This is a genomic window from Paraglaciecola sp. G1-13 (assembly GCF_055809255.1).
The window spans coordinates 1,090,352-1,108,262 of record NZ_CM147903.1; the positions used below are offsets into that span (position 1 = coordinate 1,090,352).

Consider the following 17,911-nt stretch of genomic DNA (forward strand, 5'->3'; position numbering starts at 1 on the left):
CGCATCACAGCCAGTATAAAGACTATTATTAAATACCGGTGGAAAGTGATGCTAGTCGGAATCCCTTTGGAATCAAAACATTCACATGCTGTTGTACCAAAAGATTGTGCGGATGAAATGTCATCGTATCTTGTGTTGGTAGGGCAGTCTCGTTGCAAACGTTCTTTCGCAGAGATATTTAATTATTTCGCGCCACGTCTTCGCTCGTATGCCCTAAAACAAATGGGTAATGAGGCTTTAGCTATGGAATTGGTGCAAGACACCATGTCGAATGTGTGGCAGAAATCTCACTTATTCAATGCCGAAAAAGGTGCTCCCTCCACTTGGATTTTCACTATTGCACGTAATATCCGCTTCGACATGTTGCGCAAACAGCGTAACCGTAAAGAAGATATCTGCGCTGACGATCTATGGCCGGTGCTTTGCGAGCAAACCGCTGATGTAAACGAAGTCTCATTAGATGAGCAAATAACACTTCAGCAGCTCGGGGTTATATTCGAAGACCTGCCGAAAAAGCAACGCGAAGTGATTGAAGCAATTTATATTGAAGGTAAATCTCAGCAGGAAGTCGCTGACCAATTTGACATCCCTTTGGGGACGGTCAAATCCAGAACCCGTCTTGCTTTGCAGCGATTGAAAGAGATGTTAAAAGATAATGATTAATTTTCACCCAGATTTGGCGCATCTTCGCGCTTTCGCTGAAGGAACGTGCCCAACAAATTTAGCTTTGATGATATCCGCCCACGTAGATATGTGCCCTCGCTGCCAAGCAATAACCATGCAGGCACAAGAAGAGGCGGGACTTGAGGTTTTTCCAACCAACTTAGAAGCGGTCGAAACACAACCTGATTTTAACGATATGATGTTGCAAATAATGCAAACTCCCAACGTTGAAGCTCCGGTTCTTCAGCCCGTTAATAACATGCTTGAGTTGGATGGAAAGCACTTTGCCCTGCCAAGAGCGCTTGCTCGATACACCCATAAAACGGGTAATTGGTCACGGCTTGTGGGTAAGCTATGGCAGGCGCCGGTTGATTTAGGCCAGGACGGACAAGCTAACTTCATCTACATGGAAAAGGGCGGCAAAGTACCAGAGCATACTCACAAGGGAACCGAATTTACGTTAGTGATTGATGGTCAATTTAGTGATGGATTAGCTGATTACGATTGCGGAGACTTCACGATCATGGATAGTACCAAGAAGCATATGCCGTTTTCAGAAGCTGACGAGGGATGTTTGGTATTTACTATGGTGGACAAGCCGTTACATTTTACGTCAGGCTTAGCCCGTCTTTTGAATCCGTTCAGTCAATTATTTTTCAAATAAAGTTGGCCTGATTTACCCAATAACAGACAATAAAAAACGCGCTCATGGCGCGTTTTTTTTTGTGAAATTTACCGGATTGTTAGCTAATGAAGCTGCTATCAGGGTAGTTCAACTTAAGTGTTTTCATGACGTTATTTTTCAATTCGTCTAATTTAAGTTGGTCGTAACACTCCACCATAATCTCTAGTGCTTCTTGTACATGATCTGTATCAGGGTAGTACTCTAAAACATAGCGCCCGCGGTTGGCTGCAGCAACAAACGCTTCACGGCGCATATAAAAGCGTGCAATAGCAATTTCATACTTTGCTAAGCGACTTTTGATATGCAACATACGTTTTTGTGCATCAGCGGCATACTTGCTGTCAGGGTATTTCTCGATTAAACGCCTGAAATCTTCGAAAGCTTCACGAGACTTACTTGGATCGCGATCTGAGCGGTCTATACCGACCAATTCTTGGAATAGGTTTTTATCGGATTCCATGTTGGTTAATCCACGCATATAAATAGCGTAATCAACGTCAGCATGGTTTGGGTTCAAGCGAGTGAAACGGTCGATAGTTGATATCGCTTCATTTACTTTACCTGACTTGTAATATGCATAAATCAAGTCCAACTGAACCTGATTGGATAAAGGACCAAAGGGGTATCTGGAATCTAATGCGCTGAGTGTTGCAGTCGCGGCATTGAAGTTACCAATTGCCATTTTTTCTTTCGCATCTTCATACAAAGACTGAGCACTACGGTTGTTGACTACGACTTCTTCTTCATCTGGAGAGGACGAACAGCCACCTAGTGCGATGATCGCAGCGGCTAGAAAAATCTTGGGTAACGATAACTTTCTCATCATATTTGTCTTATTTGCTCTTATTTATGCTTGCGATAAGCGTTCGCCGATTCATTGCTGGCAAAAATCCGTTAGAATAGGGTTTTACCGAACCGATAACAACTGCATATTCTAACCCAGCGTATTGGGCTATGCACATATAAATCGTCCGAAACACTACTAGGGTCTCCTTTGCATGTCTACCAGCTATGAAAAAATACAACTACAGGCCGTGGTGCCGCAAACGTTATTAGGTAAACGTTTGGATCAAGCTTTGGCTGAAATGTTCCCTGATTATTCGCGATCTCGTATAAAAGATTGGATTTTGGCGGATCAAGTTGCCGTTGATGGTCAGATAGTGAACAAGCCAAGAGAAAAATTGCTTGGTGAAGAGTTAATTGAAATTGATGCCAGTATCGAGATACAAGAGCGTCACAGCGCACAAGAAATTGAGCTAAACATTGTTTACGAAGATGAGCATATTTTAGTCATAAACAAACCGACCAATTTGGTTGTTCATCCGGGGGCGGGCAACGCGAGTGGCACTATTTTAAATGCATTGCTAAGCCACGTGCCTGAGATTGCCAGTGTGCCCCGTGCTGGTATCGTCCATCGGTTAGATAAAGACACCACGGGTTTGATGGTGGTAGCCAAAACGATACCAGCACAAACACATTTAGTTGAAAAGCTGCAAGCGCGTGAAATCAGCCGCGAGTATGAAGCTGTCGTATACGGTAACTTGATTGCTGGTGGCAGTGTTGATGAGCCTATCGGTCGTCATCCGACTAAGCGCACCAGCATGGCAGTAGTGCAATCTGGTAAGCCAGCGTTAACCCATTATCGGGTTAAACATAAGTACCGGGCGCATACGCATTTACGCTTAAAACTCGAATCGGGTCGTACCCATCAAATACGCGTGCATATGGCACATTTACGTCACCCTTTGGTGGGCGACCAAGCTTACGGTGGTCGTCCTCGATTACCAAAAGCGGCAAGCGAATTGATGATAGAAACGATTCGTGGCTTTAAGCGCCAAGCTTTACACGCCATCCAGTTAGAGCTTGAACATCCAATCACAAGAGAGTGGATGTCTTTTCAAGCGCCGTTGCCCGACGATTTTGTTAACTTGTTGGACGTGTTAAAAGAAGACACGGCACAAAATCCGGATGATCTTGTTTAACACATCATGGCACTAGATCTGATTGTCCCTCAGTGGCCCGCACCACATAATGTGCGGGCTTTCTCAACGACGCGTACAGGTGGCTTGAGCGAAGCTCCATACGACTCACTCAATGTGGGAGCACATGTAGGAGACGATCTATCCACTGTGGAGGGGAATCGCGCGTTACTGCCAAAGCATCAACATATAAAATGGTTGAATCAGGTTCATGGCAATGCATGCGTTTCAGTTGACGCCAGCAGCGAACAAAATCAAAGCGTTGATGCCAGTACGACGCTAGATGCCGGTGTTGTCTGCGCAGTCATGACGGCAGACTGTTTGCCCATTTTGTTATGCAACAAAAAAGGCAGTGAAGTTGCGGCCGTCCATGCTGGCTGGAAAGGGTTGGCTGACGGGGTGATTGAAAACTGTTGCCATAACATGAACAGCTCTGCTTCAGAGTTGATAGCTTGGATTGGTCCGCATATTAGTCAGAAGAACTTTGAAGTTAATGAAGCAGTGTTAAGTCGTTTTCAGCAATATGGGCATTGCTTTACTCAAGGCAATGTTGCTGGCAAGTATTACGCTGATCTACAGCAAATCGCCATAGAAAAACTGTGGCGGCTGGGCGTGAGCGGCGTATTTACCGCCAATAAGTGTACTTATGAACTTGAAGAGCAATTCTTCTCTCACCGACGTGCCACCCATCAAGGCCTTTCTCAAACAGGGCGTATGGTGTCGGGCATTTGTTTGCAGCCCTGACGACCTTGGAAAAATTGATCTAGCGCAATATTCAGTGACGAATGTCACATTTCCAGCTTGAATATTGACGGCAACGCACCATTAATAGGTTAATTAATAATCCATTAAAGTGAGTGGCATATGCGTTTAGATAGTTTTACCAGCAAGTTTCAACTTGCCATTTCCGATGCTCAATCAATAGCGCTTGGGCGTGACCATCAATATATTGAACCCGTGCACTTGATGACGGCTTTGTTAAACCAACAAGGCGGCTCAGTGCGTTCGCTTTTCGATCATGCCAAATTGAATGTGAATACCTTACGCTCGGCGTTAGCAGAGGCTGTAGATCACCTACCGCGTGTTGAAGGCGTAGGCGGTGACGTTCAGTTAGCGAAAGAAACGGTAGTGCTGTTAAATTTGAGCGACAAAATCGCCCAAAAACGTAAAGATAAATACATTACCTCTGAAATTTTCGTTTTGGCTGCAGTACAAGATAAAGGCAAGCTCGGCGAGATCTTACGCCAAGTTGGCGCCACTGAAGAGTCTATCGACAAAGCAATCGAAGCAATGCGTGGCGGGCAAACCGTCAATGATCCGAATGCTGAAGATGTGCGCCAAGCACTCGAGAAATTTACGACTGATCTGACTGAGCGCGCAGAGCAGGGCAAACTAGACCCTGTGATTGGTCGAGACGATGAAATTCGCCGTACTATCCAAGTTCTGCAGCGTCGTACCAAAAACAACCCCGTACTGATTGGACAGCCTGGTGTGGGTAAAACTGCCATCGCTGAGGGGCTTGCCCAGCGTATCATTAATTCTGAAGTGCCTGAGGGGCTCAAAAACAAGCGAGTGTTATCTCTTGATATGGGCGCATTAATTGCGGGTGCTAAGTTTCGCGGTGAATTCGAAGAACGCTTGAAAGCCGTTCTAAACGAGCTGGCTAAAGAAGAAGGCCGCGTTATTCTGTTTATCGATGAATTGCATACCATGGTCGGTGCAGGTAAAGGTGAAGGCGCAATGGATGCCGGTAACATGCTAAAACCTGCGCTGGCTCGCGGCGAGCTACATTGTGTCGGCGCTACCACATTAGATGAGTACAGGCAGTTTATCGAGAAAGATGCAGCATTAGAGCGTCGCTTCCAAAAAGTATTGGTAGATGAGCCGAGTGTTGAAGACACCGTTGCGATATTACGCGGGTTAAAAGAGCGTTATGAATTACACCATTCGGTAGAGATAACAGACCCTGCTATTGTGGCAGCGGCGTCGTTATCGCACCGCTATATAAGTGATCGCCAATTACCAGATAAAGCGATTGATCTTATCGATGAAGCAGCGTCAAGCATTCGTATGCAAATGGATTCTAAACCTGAAGACATGGACAGGTTAGAGCGACGTATCATTCAGTTAAAATTGGAAGAGCAAGCGCTGGCCAAAGAAAAGGATGAAGCGAGTCACAAACGCTTAGAGCTGATCGAGATCGAGCGAGAACAAGCGGAAATTAAGTTTTCTGAATTGGAGAAAATTTGGAAATCAGAAAAGCAAGCCATGCAAGGGACACAAAATATTCGTGCCGAGTTAGACCAAGCGAAACTAGATTTGGAGATTGCTCGCCGTGCATCCGATCTGAGCCGTATGTCTGAACTGCAATATGGCCGGATCCCTGAACTTGAAAGTAAGTTAGAGCTAGCCACAGAATCTGAATCGCAACCACTGGAGCACCAACTTCTTAAAAATCGAGTAACAGAAAGTGAAATTGCTGATGTGCTTTCACGTTGGACAGGCATTCCTGTATCGAAAATGCTTGAAGGTGAGAAAGACAAACTTATGAGTATGGAAGCGGCCTTGCATGAGCGTGTAGTGGGGCAAAGTGAAGCCGTGAATGCGGTGTCTAATGCGATACGTCGCTCTAGAGCTGGCCTTGCGGACCCGAATAAACCGATTGGTTCGTTTTTGTTTTTAGGGCCAACTGGTGTAGGTAAAACAGAGCTTTGCAAAACCTTGGCTAATTTCTTGTTTGACACAGAAGACGCCATGGTGCGTATCGACATGTCAGAGTTTATGGAAAAGCACTCCGTTTCCAGGTTAGTGGGTGCACCTCCAGGCTATGTTGGCTATGAAGAAGGGGGGTACTTAACCGAAGCAGTCAGACGTAAACCTTACTCGGTCATTTTGCTAGATGAAATCGAGAAGGCCCACCCTGATGTGTTTAACATTTTGCTCCAAGTGCTAGATGACGGCCGTTTGACCGACGGGCAAGGGCGTACGGTTGATTTCAAAAATACCGTTATCATCATGACCTCTAACTTGGGCTCAGACATTATTCAAGAGCAGCACAGTGAAAATGATTACGAGAAAATGAAGCAATCTGTATTGAACGTGCTGAGCACGCACTTCAGGCCTGAGTTTCTGAACCGTGTTGATGAAACGGTTGTGTTCCACCCCCTCGGCTTGGCGCAAATTACATCAATTGCGAGTAAGCAATTACAGTTTTTGCGCAACCGTTTAGAAGAGAAGGGGATTGGGTTGGAGTTAACCGACGCTGCCCTTAAGAAAATAGCGGAAGCAGGGTTTGACCCAGTGTATGGAGCCCGCCCACTTAAACGCGCGATCCAAATGGAAATTGAAAACCCATTAGCGCAAAGAATTCTGTCAGGAAAATTGGTGTCAGAAGGTGTGGTAAGTATTGATGCTGATGAAAACGGGTTAATCATCGACTAGCTATAATGCTGTAGAGCAATCAATTATTTTCGTGCACAAACTAAAACGGCTACCTAGGTAGCCGTTTTTTTGCTTTAAAAATTAATTGGTTAAAAAGACGCTGAGCGGTTATAGCGTTTGAAGCAACGCTTGGGCATCTTGTTTTTCAGGAAAGGTTTTATTACTTGCTAATGCTTGTTTCAATTCATTTTTCGCCTGATCAGTTTTACCCAGCCCTTTTAACGCGGCAGCTAAGTGATATCGGATAGAGGGATCATTCGAACGCATGGTAAACGCCGTTCGCAGTGTCGTTAGTGCTTCTTGATAGCGCGCGTTATTAACCAATAACCAACCTTTGGTGTCTAAGATAGCGGCAGAGTTCGGCGCTAGTTCGACTGCGTTTTGAGCATACTCTAAGCCTAGTTCTGGTTGAGAACTGACTTTGATTAAAGCGAGGTTATTATATATACGCGCTTTGTTGGGCAAGTCTTCAACCGCGATAAGTTTAAGGTAATGGGCTTCTGCGCTTTGCATACTTTTCTCAATGTACAGCAAATCCGCAAGAAGGTGCCTTTGAAAGTGTGCATCTTCATTCGTTAATAAGTGCTGCTCCAAATACTCCCTAAAGTCTTGTTGATGTTTACCGTGACTGGCTATTTGATATAACTCGATAAGCGGCAGGGTAAAGTTAGGGTTAAGAGTTACGGCCTCAAAATAAGCGTTATAAGCTTGGTCATCATCGTTCAGGGCTTTAAAGTAATTCCCCTGTAATACATGTACATTCGGGTTATCAATAAAGTTTTTTTGCATATTATCAATAACGTATTTTGCGTCGGCTAAATTCCCTTGATTGATAAGTAATTGACCGTACTCAAGTTTCGCTAACGCATATTGCGGGGCAATAACAGATGCTCTTTCTAAGCTCGATTTTGCACCGCTTATGTCGTTTGCTTGTAATTGAACACGACTTAATTCAACGAGTTGAGAGGCATCATCTGACCATTGTGCAGATAAGATATCCAATTGGTTCTTGGCTTTTTGCGGTTCATCTAATGCTATCAGCAAATTCGCTTTTTCGAATATGTAAGCTGAATTTAACCGGTCTATTTTCAGCAGAGCATTAATTTCATCTAATGCAATAGCGTACTTCTGTTGCACACGATAAATATTGGCAAGAAGTTCATGGGGAGCCACTTTATTAGGGGCTGAGGCTTTCGCCGTGAGTAGTGCCTCTATTGCATCATCAAGATTTCCCTGCTTGACTAATATTTGAGCGCGCAAAACAAGTGCTGATATATTCGTCGGTTGAATAGTAATGACTTTTTCAATTGTTTGACGAGACTCTGATAGCGCTTGTTGTGCAAACTGAACTCGGGACAAATTCATTAGAGCCGCAATGTTGTTAGGATCTGTCGCAAGCACTTCGTTCAAAGAAGCAGTGGCTTGGGCAAAGTGACCCAAGCGGATGTGCAGATCTGCATGTAGATTTTTGTAATCTACATTTTCGGGCGCTAATTCAATCAATTTATTAGCAGACAGTAATGCATCTTGGTAACGTTGATTGTTAGCTTCAAGTGTCGCTTTAAAAAGCAAAACGTCTTGTGCATTAGCATCAAGAAGACTGTTACTCAAAAGAGCGAGGGCGTCATCAATTTTGCCTCTACGTACCAGCAGCTTTGCCTCTAATAAAATAATCGTATGATTACTGTCATGCACCTGTTTCAATTCTTCAACTAGGCTGTCGCACTTAAATACTTTGTTACTTGCTAAATACAGGTCGCATAACAACGACGATACAGGAACACTACTGAGCACGATACGCTCGTTAAGTTCGAGCAATTCCATGGCCTTTTTGGCGTCAGCTTGGCGAATATGCGCTTCGGCCAACATACCTAATAATTCAGGAGGAGCTGAGCCACTTTTAATATAGCGGCTTAGCTCTCGTACAGTGACTTCGTAATTTTTATTAATATAAGCGGTTATGCCAGCAACTAAGCTGAGCCAGCTTGTTTGTTCTTTATTTTCTTCGGTGGCCAAGCTCAACATTTGATTAAGTTGAGCGAGTAGTGCATCAGCCTCTGAGCTTTTTTCTTGCATCGCTAATACGCGGGCTTTTAATAGTTGCGTTTGCAAGTCACCAGAGGTTTGTTCTTCAATAAGGGCAATCATCTCCTGTGCTTTTCTGAGCATATTCGCTTCTACGTAACTATTGGCAAGAGCGCGTTTAATGGTTGGGTCGAAGTCATCAAACTGATAGGCAAGCTCAAATTGGGTTCGAGCTTCGTCACTTTTGCCCCGGCTTTGCAACACTAAGCCACGCATCATTAGACTTTTGGCATTGTTATGGTCAATTGACAGGGCTTCATCTAGATATTGGTTAGCTTGAGCATATTCTTTATTCAAAAGTGCTATCTGCGCTAATCCGTTTAATACATTGCTGTTTTCACCGAGCTGAAGTTGGGCATTCTGATAAATAGATTTTGCTTTATCTAACTCCTTTTTCTGAATATGCGCCGCCGCTTTTAATAGCTGAACATCGAGCTTTACGGATGAAGATAAACTGCGAGGTGTCGGCAAATCGATAAGTGCGTCAAATCTTCGACTAATCAGGTAAGCATTTGCCAATGGCACTAGCACTAAGTTTAAATCTGCGCCTGCATCCATAACCTCTTCAAATTCTGTGATAGCGTCATTGATATAACCGTCTACTAATAAAACACGACCCATTAGCAGTTTCGACGGTAAATGAGACGGGGATTCTTGCAGGGCATTTTTAAGATGAATATAAGAATCAGAGAATGCTTCTTGATTAAACGCAGAGAGCGCTTTTTCATAGTTTTCAGATGTATCGGCGAACGCCAATGAAGGTAATACTGCGCAAAAAGCAATGGCACGAAGCGAAATGGGAAGTGAACGAAGTTTCATATATTGGATTGACTCTTTTCCATAGAATGCATGGCTAAAATACTACGGTATATTTTACCTGAATACCCTAGGTATTTGATGGACACAAATATACTAATGTATATTTCAAGGCAAAAAAAAACCTCACAAGGTGAGGTTTTCAAAACGTTAAACGTGTTTATGCAGTTTTACGACGACGCCATACAGCGAATAAACCAAACGAAGCTAACACTGCTAATGAGCTTGGCTCTGCAACATCTGTAGGTGGCTTAGGATCTGGGCCAATGCCGGCAACGGTAGATAAACCTGCGATCTTAAGATTATCGCTCCATCCTGCGCCTGCGCCACTTGCGCCACCGAAGGAGCTGTTATAGGCACCAACGATCCAGTATTGTGCTTCTGTTGATTCAGTATCTAAAGAACTCCAACCATTACCTATATTGGCAAAGCTTGCACTAAATGATGCTGTGCTTGCAACGCTTTCCCAACTCTGCCCTTGAAGTGTAGGTAAGTCGTCAAATGCAGCAATGGATATATCCGAATCGTTAGAGTAATAACCAATGTTAATACCTGTGATAGACACTAAATCATCAAAAGAAAATAACAGCATGTCTGTATCACCACTATTATCAACAGTGTGTCCGTCGCTGTTACGGTTGTAATTGAGCAAACCATAACCATTATTTGCAGCGGTAGCGTTCTCTACAGTATCCGGACCACTGATTTCATTAGTATCTGCCCAAGCTGTTACCGACAAACTGTTGCTTGATGAACTAAAATTCAAAGTATTGCCGTATGAACTAGTGCTGTTGCCAGTCCCATAATCGTTACCACCGTAGGATCTAAAATTCCATTCGGTGGTATCGGTAGCAAAGCTGGCAAATGACATAGTCATTAACGATGCCGCAATCGCTGCACTGCGCAAAATAAGTTGTTTTTTCATATTTAACCTTCCAGTCCGTAAAAGATGCTGAGTGTTATCAATTATATATTTTCACTCTAAGCATAAATTAAGCCACTTATAAAAATTCTTCTATTTCAATTGGTTGTTTGATTTTAGAATCGCACTTTAGTTTTATTGTAAAGAAGTTCGACAGCTGAGCTGACCAGTGACTCAATCAATACACATTACGCTAATTATACATTTATTTGTGGGAGCGAATATAGGAAATACGTATAATAGGTATGCTTAAAAATACGCCAACATAGTTTGAAAAAAAATTTAGTAATGGATTGATCTTGCAGTTTTTTTGAATTGCCCAATAACTACCATCAAACGTTTATGTTATCTTGGCGCCGTTATTTTATCTAAGGAGCTGTTATGCCCGAATCTAAGCGTAAAGGTATTTACCTTTTACCTAATTTATTAACCACTGCCGGTTTATTTTCTGGCTTCTATGCTGTTGTTGCGTCAATGAATGGACACTTCGAAGCTGCGGCTGTAGCGATATTCATCGCAATGATTTTTGACGGCCTTGATGGCCGTGTTGCTCGTATGACCAATACCCAAAGTGAATTTGGTGCTGAGTATGACTCTATGGCAGATATGGTGTCATTCGGTATGGCGCCAGCGCTGGTTGCCTACAACTGGGGATTAAGCGGTTTAGGTAAAATAGGTTGGTTAGCTGCCTTTATATACGTAGCTGGAGCAGCTTTGCGTTTAGCGCGTTTTAATACTCAAATTGGTATTGCCGATAAACGCTATTTCCAAGGTTTAGCCAGCCCCGCGGCGGCTGCATTGGTGGCAGGTCTCGTGTGGGTAGGCGGAGAGTATGACGTCAATGGTGACGACTACGGCGTTCTAGTTGCCTTGGTCACTAGCTTGGCAGGCCTATTGATGGTGAGTAATTTTAAATACAATTCATTCAAAGAAGTAAACTGGCACGGTAAAGTGCCATTTGTTGCTTTACTTCTAGTGATGCTGATTTTTGTAGTGGTAGCGACTGAGCCTGCTTTAGTTCTATTCGTGGTTTTTGCCTTATACGCACTCGCCGGGCCTATCAACACCTTTAGGAGTGTAGATAAGGTCAAGTTGGAACATGTAGTAGGGGATGCAGATGAAAACGATGCCGATTTTACCCAAGGTGATGAGCAATCTGAGAGCACCACAGATGATGACGTTGAGGAACCAACGAACAAGCAGTAGCGCTTTGTGGCTATGACGTTCATAAAATCAAAGTCATAATCTTATATAAAGATGGCAGGGCTAATTAGAGAACTAAGCCCTGTCGTCTGCTTCAAAATCCACCGCTGTGTTCTTTAACTCTCAATATAATAATTATCTCGTGTAGTATGTAGGCTAGTGATTAGTCGTTAGCTTTTCCAGATCGCACACATACTTTCCTTAATTTACGTTTCATTTTCTTCCTGATTTTCAACAAGACATAACCCGCTAGTAAACTCATTCATGTTTTGCGTTTTTATATACACAGCTTTTTGGATAATACAGGGCAGTTAATTGTCTAAATCTGATACTAAAAATCTGGCGTTATAGGGTGGATTGCAAGTTAGGGATTCTAAGACAAAAGGCAAAACGTTGAAAAATCGACCAATTTGTACCTTCTGTGTGCTTAATGGTTATAAGTTGAGCAGTTGAACATTTTTTTGAAATAAACACTTGCGATCAAAAAAGGGATCTCTATAATGCGCCTCTCGCTTCGGGACAGCCGCTAAAACAGCTGCACCGACACTGGTTTTCACCAGGTGATTTAAGCCTTTTATAAAGACTTTAATCAGCGTGATGTAAGGCGGTTTAGTTTGGTTTTTCAGTTTGTGATTCACGTCAAAAATTGATTTAAAATTAAATAAAAATAACGCCTTGACATCGAAACTTGAGAGCGTATTATACGCCTCCCGCTTAAGAGGGTCCACGGACAGCATCTTAAGCCGCTTCCAAGGAAGCACGCTACTTCGGTAGCACTGTTCTTTAACAATTAATAACAAGACAATCTGTGTGGGCACTCACTTGATGAGTGTCTACCAAAAAAATTCATGTTCGATAAATATTTAATTGAAGAGTTTGATCATGGCTCAGATTGAACGCTGGCGGCAGGCCTAACACATGCAAGTCGAACGGTAACATTTCTAGCTTGCTAGAAGATGACGAGTGGCGGACGGGTGAGTAATACTTAGGAATATGCCTTTGTGTGGGGGATAACTATTGGAAACGATAGCTAATACCGCATAACGTCTTCGGACCAAAGGGGGCTTCGGCTCCCGCGCAAAGAGTAGCCTAAGCGAGATTAGCTTGTTGGTGAGGTAAAGGCTCACCAAGGCGACGATCTCTAGCTGTTCTGAGAGGAAGATCAGCCACACTGGAACTGAGACACGGTCCAGACTCCTACGGGAGGCAGCAGTGGGGAATATTGCACAATGGGGGAAACCCTGATGCAGCCATGCCGCGTGTGTGAAGAAGGCCTTCGGGTTGTAAAGCACTTTCAGTTGTGAGGAAAGGTTAACGGTTAATACCCGTTAGCTGTGACGTTAGCAACAGAAGAAGGACCGGCTAACTCCGTGCCAGCAGCCGCGGTAATACGGAGGGTCCGAGCGTTAATCGGAATTACTGGGCGTAAAGCGCACGCAGGCGGTTTGTTAAGCTAGATGTGAAAGCCCTGGGCTCAACCTGGGAATTGCATTTAGAACTGGCAGGCTAGAGTTTTGGAGAGGGGAGTGGAATTCCAGGTGTAGCGGTGAAATGCGTAGATATCTGGAGGAACATCAGTGGCGAAGGCGACTCCCTGGTCAGTAACTGACGCTCATGTGCGAAAGTGTGGGTAGCGAACAGGATTAGATACCCTGGTAGTCCACACCGTAAACGCTGTCTACTAGCTGTTTGTGGATTTAATCCGTGAGTAGCGAAGCTAACGCGATAAGTAGACCGCCTGGGGAGTACGGCCGCAAGGTTAAAACTCAAATGAATTGACGGGGGCCCGCACAAGCGGTGGAGCATGTGGTTTAATTCGATGCAACGCGAAGAACCTTACCTACTCTTGACATACTAGAAACTTTTCAGAGATGAATTGGTGCCTTCGGGAATCTAGATACAGGTGCTGCATGGCTGTCGTCAGCTCGTGTCGTGAGATGTTGGGTTAAGTCCCGCAACGAGCGCAACCCCTGTCCTTAGTTGCCAGCCTTAAGTTGGGCACTCTAAGGAGACTGCCGGTGACAAACCGGAGGAAGGTGGGGACGACGTCAAGTCATCATGGCCCTTACGAGTAGGGCTACACACGTGCTACAATGGCGAGTACAGAGGGAAGCAAACTTGCGAGAGTAAGCGGATCCCTTAAAGCTCGTCGTAGTCCGGATTGGAGTCTGCAACTCGACTCCATGAAGTCGGAATCGCTAGTAATCGCAAATCAGAATGTTGCGGTGAATACGTTCCCGGGCCTTGTACACACCGCCCGTCACACCATGGGAGTGGGTTGCAAAAGAAGTAGCTAGTTTAACCTTCGGGAGGACGGTTACCACTTTGTGATTCATGACTGGGGTGAAGTCGTAACAAGGTAACCCTAGGGGAACCTGGGGTTGGATCACCTCCTTACTATTAGGTCGGCCTCATCAGGCTGAGTGTTCACACAGATTGTTTTGTTGTTAGTAAAGAAGAGCAAAAAAGAAGTGCTTGGGATATTCAAGCAACTTGTCGCAATGTTCGAAAGAAGATTGCGAAGTGGATTTGTTATTGAGACAACGCCGCGAAGAATTTGTCGCCGGGAGTTAACGTCTGTTAATGACCAAGCAAATTCTGCAGCAAGGCAGTATCAATGACAAAGACCGAGCAAGAGGCTTGTAGCTCAGCTGGTTAGAGCGCACCCCTGATAAGGGTGAGGTCGGCAGTTCAAGTCTGCCCAAGCCTACCATTTCGCATTTATGCGGTGTTGGACACCTCGTCGTTTAGCAGGCTAAACGTCCTCGGTATCCGCCTAGCCTAAATACGAACTGGCCAAAAAATAAAATCCTCAATGATTTTGAGGGGCTATAGCTCAGCTGGGAGAGCGCCTGCCTTGCACGCAGGAGGTCAGCAGTTCGATCCTGCTTAGCTCCACCACTTTCTAAGAAAGTGATTTTTGCTCAAAAAGATTAAGTAGCCTTAATCAATACGCATTACATTAAATGTTTATTGATTAAGGTTTTTTAAACCTTAATTGTGCGTACTTCGGTATCACAATGTTCTTTAACAATATGGAAAGCTGATAAAAGTAATCAAAACTAAGAGAACTCTTTAAGAGCTTACTCTATCTGATTTGAAAATGAATACTTGTCACGCATACACAGTAGATACACTGATAACTTCGGTTATGAGTAATGTCTATACGTCAAATATTGAAGGTTATTTGGGGTTGTATGGTTAAGTGACTAAGCGTATACGGTGGATGCCTAGGCAGTTAGAGGCGATGAAGGACGTGTAAGTCTGCGAAAAGTTGTGGGGAGCCGACAAAATGCTTTGATCCACAAATGTCCGAATGGGGAAACCCACCGCTTCGGCGGTATCATACAGTGAATACATAGCTGTATGAGGCAAACGAGGGGAACTGAAACATCTAAGTACCCTTAGGAAAAGAAATCAACCGAGATTCCCCTAGTAGCGGCGAGCGAACGGGGATTAGCCCTTAAGCTAATGATAAGCGAGTGGAAGGTGTTGGAAAGCACAGCGATACAAGGTGATAGCCCTGTACACGAACGCGAATTTTAAGTGAAATCGAGTAGGTCGGGACACGTGTTATCTTGACTGAACATGGGGGGACCATCCTCCAAGGCTAAATACTCCTAACTGACCGATAGTGAACTAGTACCGTGAGGGAAAGGCGAAAAGAACCCCTGTGAGGGGAGTGAAATAGAACCTGAAACCGTATACGTACAAGCAGTGGGAGCAGACTTGTTCTGTGACTGCGTACCTTTTGTATAATGGGTCAGCGACTTATATTTTGTAGCAAGGTTAACCGAATAGGGGAGCCGTAGCGAAAGCGAGTGTTAACTGCGCGTTTTAGTTGCAAGGTATAGACCCGAAACCCGGTGATCTAGCCATGGGCAGGTTGAAGGTTGAGTAACATCAACTGGAGGACCGAACCGACTAACGTTGAAAAGTTAGCGGATGACTTGTGGCTGGGGGTGAAAGGCCAATCAAACCGGGAGATAGCTGGTTCTCCCCGAAAGCTATTTAGGTAGCGCCTCGGACGAATACCACTGGGGGTAGAGCACTGTTAAGGCTAGGGGGTCATCCCGACTTACCAACCCTTTGCAAACTCCGAATACCAGTGAGTACTATCCGGGAGACACACGGCGGGTGCTAACGTCCGTCGTGAAGAGGGAAACAACCCAGACCGCCAGCTAAGGTCCCAAAATTATTGCTAAGTGGGAAACGATGTGGGAAGGCTAAGACAGCTAGGAGGTTGGCTTAGAAGCAGCCACCCTTTAAAGAAAGCGTAATAGCTCACTAGTCGAGTCGGCCTGCGCGGAAGATGTAACGGGGCTAAGCAATATACCGAAGCTGCGGACGCAAAGTTTACTTTGCGTGGTAGGGGAGCGTTGTGTAAGTGGCTGAAGGTGAACTGAGAGGTTTGCTGGACATATCACAAGTGCGAATGCTGACATGAGTAACGATAATGCGGGTGAAAAACCCGCACGCCGGAAGACCAAGGTTTCCTGTCCCATGCTAATCAGGGCAGGGTAAGTCGGCCCCTAAGGCGAGGCAGAAATGCGTAGTCGATGGGAAACGGATTAATATTTCCGTACTTGGTATATCAGTGATGGGGGGACGGAGAAGGTTATGCAAGCATAGCGTTGGTTGTCTATGTGAAAGTGTGTAGGGTTGAATCTTAGGTAAATCCGGGATTCTACATGCCTGAGACACGAGACGAGATTCTACGGAATTGAAGTTGCAAATACCCTGCTTCCAGGAAAAGCCTCTAAACTTATGATATATCGAACCGTACCCCAAACCGACACAGGTGGTCAGGTAGAGAATACTAAGGCGCTTGAGAGAACTCGGGTGAAGGAACTCGGCAAAATCGTACCGTAACTTCGGGAGAAGGTACGCCCCTGTTTGTGATGAGACTTGCTCTTTGAGCGAATGGGGGCCGCAGTGAAAAGGTGGCTGGGACTGTTTATTAAAAACACAGCACTGTGCTAAATCGAAAGATGACGTATACGGTGTGACACCTGCCCGGTGCCGGAAGGTTAATTGATGGGGTTAGCGCAAGCGAAGCTCTTGATCGAAGCCCCGGTAAACGGCGGCCGTAACTATAACGGTCCTAAGGTAGCGAAATTCCTTGTCGGGTAAGTTCCGACCTGCACGAATGGTGTAACCATGGCCACGCTGTCTCCACCCGAGACTCAGTGAAATTGAAATCGCAGTGAAGATGCTGTGTACCCGCACCTAGACGGAAAGACCCCGTGAACCTTTACTATAGCTTGGCACTGAACATTGACCCTACATGTGTAGGATAGGTGGGAGACTTTGAAGCGTGAACGCCAGTTTGCGTGGAGTCAACCTTGAAATACCACCCTTGTACGTTTGATGTTCTAACGTTGTTCCCTTATCGGGAATGCGGACAGTGCCTGGTGGGTAGTTTGACTGGGGCGGTCTCCTCCCAAAGAGTAACGGAGGAGCACGAAGGTTGGCTAATCCTGGTCGGACATCAGGAGGTTAGTGCAATGGCATAAGCCAGCTTAACTGCGAGACAGACACGTCGAGCAGGTACGAAAGTAGGTCATAGTGATCCGGTGGTTCTGTATGGAAGGGCCATCGCTCAACGGATAAAAGGTACTCCGGGGATAACAGGCTGATACCGCCCAAGAGTTCATATCGACGGCGGTGTTTGGCACCTCGATGTCGGCTCATCACATCCTGGGGCTGAAGTCGGTCCCAAGGGTATGGCTGTTCGCCATTTAAAGTGGTACGCGAGCTGGGTTTAGAACGTCGTGAGACAGTTCGGTCCCTATCTGGTGTGGGCGTTGGATGATTGAGGGGAGCTGCTCCTAGTACGAGAGGACCGGAGTGGACGAACCGCTGGTGTTCGGGTTGTTTTGCCAAAAGCATTGCCCGGTAGCTACGTTCGGAATCGATAACCGCTGAAAGCATCTAAGCGGGAAGCGAGCCCCAAGATGAGTCATCCCTGGCAGTTTAACTGTCCTAAAGGGTTGTTGAAGACTACGACGTTGATAGGCAGGATGTGGAAGCGTTGCAAGGCGTTAAGCTAACCTGTACTAATTGCCCGTGAGGCTTAACCATACAACGCCCAAATGACTTTTTATATCGTTCTAG

The 17,911-nt window shown here is 45.1% G+C and carries 10 protein-coding genes, 2 tRNA genes and 2 rRNA genes; 10 read left to right on the plus strand and 4 right to left on the minus strand.

Annotation, left to right across the window (positions count from 1 at the left end; all coding sequences use genetic code 11):
- Positions 1-48: 48 nt before the first annotated feature.
- Both AC0L6N_RS04555 and AC0L6N_RS04560 read left to right on the plus strand, forming a co-directional pair.
- On the plus strand, positions 49-663 hold the full coding sequence (locus AC0L6N_RS04555) for a sigma-70 family RNA polymerase sigma factor (RefSeq protein WP_011574179.1): 615 nt from the start codon (positions 49-51) through the stop codon (positions 661-663).
- A complete protein-coding gene (locus tag AC0L6N_RS04560; protein ID WP_473479289.1) occupies positions 656-1,327 on the plus strand; it encodes a ChrR family anti-sigma-E factor in 672 nt (223 codons plus the stop codon). Before AC0L6N_RS04555 ends, AC0L6N_RS04560 begins: the two co-directional genes overlap by 8 nt.
- A 79-nt stretch (positions 1,328-1,406) precedes the next feature.
- On the opposite strand, the gene AC0L6N_RS04565 is transcribed toward AC0L6N_RS04560, so the two are convergent.
- Positions 1,407-2,171, minus strand: a complete 765-nt coding sequence (locus AC0L6N_RS04565) for an outer membrane protein assembly factor BamD (RefSeq protein ID WP_473481247.1) — start codon at positions 2,169-2,171, stop codon at positions 1,407-1,409.
- 175 nt (positions 2,172-2,346) lie between these two features.
- On the opposite strand from AC0L6N_RS04565, the gene rluD reads away from it, so the two are divergent.
- The 3 genes from rluD (at position 2,347) to clpB (ending at position 6,768) form a co-directional block, all read left to right on the plus strand.
- Positions 2,347-3,330, plus strand: coding sequence for a 23S rRNA pseudouridine(1911/1915/1917) synthase RluD (gene rluD / locus AC0L6N_RS04570; RefSeq protein ID WP_473479292.1), 984 nt, complete (start codon positions 2,347-2,349; stop codon positions 3,328-3,330).
- Positions 3,331-3,336: 6 nt separating this feature from the next.
- Positions 3,337-4,071: a peptidoglycan editing factor PgeF gene (gene pgeF, locus AC0L6N_RS04575; RefSeq protein WP_473479295.1), complete on the plus strand. Its 735-nt coding sequence runs from the start codon at positions 3,337-3,339 to the stop codon at positions 4,069-4,071.
- Between the two features lie 120 nt (positions 4,072-4,191).
- Positions 4,192-6,768 (plus strand): ATP-dependent chaperone ClpB, encoded by a 2,577-nt coding sequence (clpB, locus tag AC0L6N_RS04580; RefSeq protein WP_473479297.1) that lies wholly within the window; start codon positions 4,192-4,194, stop codon positions 6,766-6,768.
- Positions 6,769-6,876: 108 nt separating this feature from the next.
- Here the strand turns inward: clpB and prsT are convergent, their stop codons facing one another.
- Complete coding sequence (gene prsT / locus AC0L6N_RS04585; RefSeq protein WP_473479299.1) at positions 6,877-9,672, minus strand: XrtA/PEP-CTERM system TPR-repeat protein PrsT; 2,796 nt, start codon at positions 9,670-9,672, stop codon at positions 6,877-6,879.
- 157 nt (positions 9,673-9,829) lie between these two features.
- On the minus strand, positions 9,830-10,594 hold the full coding sequence (xdp1, locus tag AC0L6N_RS04590) for an exosortase-dependent surface protein XDP1 (protein ID WP_011574186.1): 765 nt from the start codon (positions 10,592-10,594) through the stop codon (positions 9,830-9,832).
- 378 nt (positions 10,595-10,972) lie between these two features.
- On the opposite strand from xdp1, the gene pssA reads away from it, so the two are divergent.
- Complete coding sequence (pssA, locus tag AC0L6N_RS04595) at positions 10,973-11,797, plus strand: CDP-diacylglycerol--serine O-phosphatidyltransferase (RefSeq protein ID WP_011574187.1); 825 nt, start codon at positions 10,973-10,975, stop codon at positions 11,795-11,797.
- A gap of 431 nt (positions 11,798-12,228) precedes the next feature.
- On the opposite strand, the gene AC0L6N_RS04600 is transcribed toward pssA, so the two are convergent.
- Positions 12,229-12,522: a hypothetical protein gene (locus tag AC0L6N_RS04600; RefSeq protein ID WP_473479301.1), complete on the minus strand. Its 294-nt coding sequence runs from the start codon at positions 12,520-12,522 to the stop codon at positions 12,229-12,231.
- Between the two features lie 136 nt (positions 12,523-12,658).
- Here AC0L6N_RS04600 and AC0L6N_RS04605 point away from each other — a divergent pair.
- The 4 genes from AC0L6N_RS04605 (at position 12,659) to AC0L6N_RS04620 (ending at position 17,878) form a co-directional block, all read left to right on the plus strand.
- Positions 12,659-14,191 (plus strand): 16S ribosomal RNA (locus AC0L6N_RS04605).
- Between the two features lie 239 nt (positions 14,192-14,430).
- Positions 14,431-14,507 (plus strand) — tRNA-Ile (locus AC0L6N_RS04610).
- A gap of 112 nt (positions 14,508-14,619) precedes the next feature.
- Positions 14,620-14,695: transfer RNA gene (locus AC0L6N_RS04615), tRNA-Ala, on the plus strand.
- 298 nt (positions 14,696-14,993) lie between these two features.
- Positions 14,994-17,878, plus strand: a 23S ribosomal RNA gene (locus AC0L6N_RS04620).
- The 16S and 23S rRNA genes sit together here with 2 tRNA genes alongside, the layout of an rRNA operon.
- Positions 17,879-17,911 lie beyond the last annotated feature (33 nt).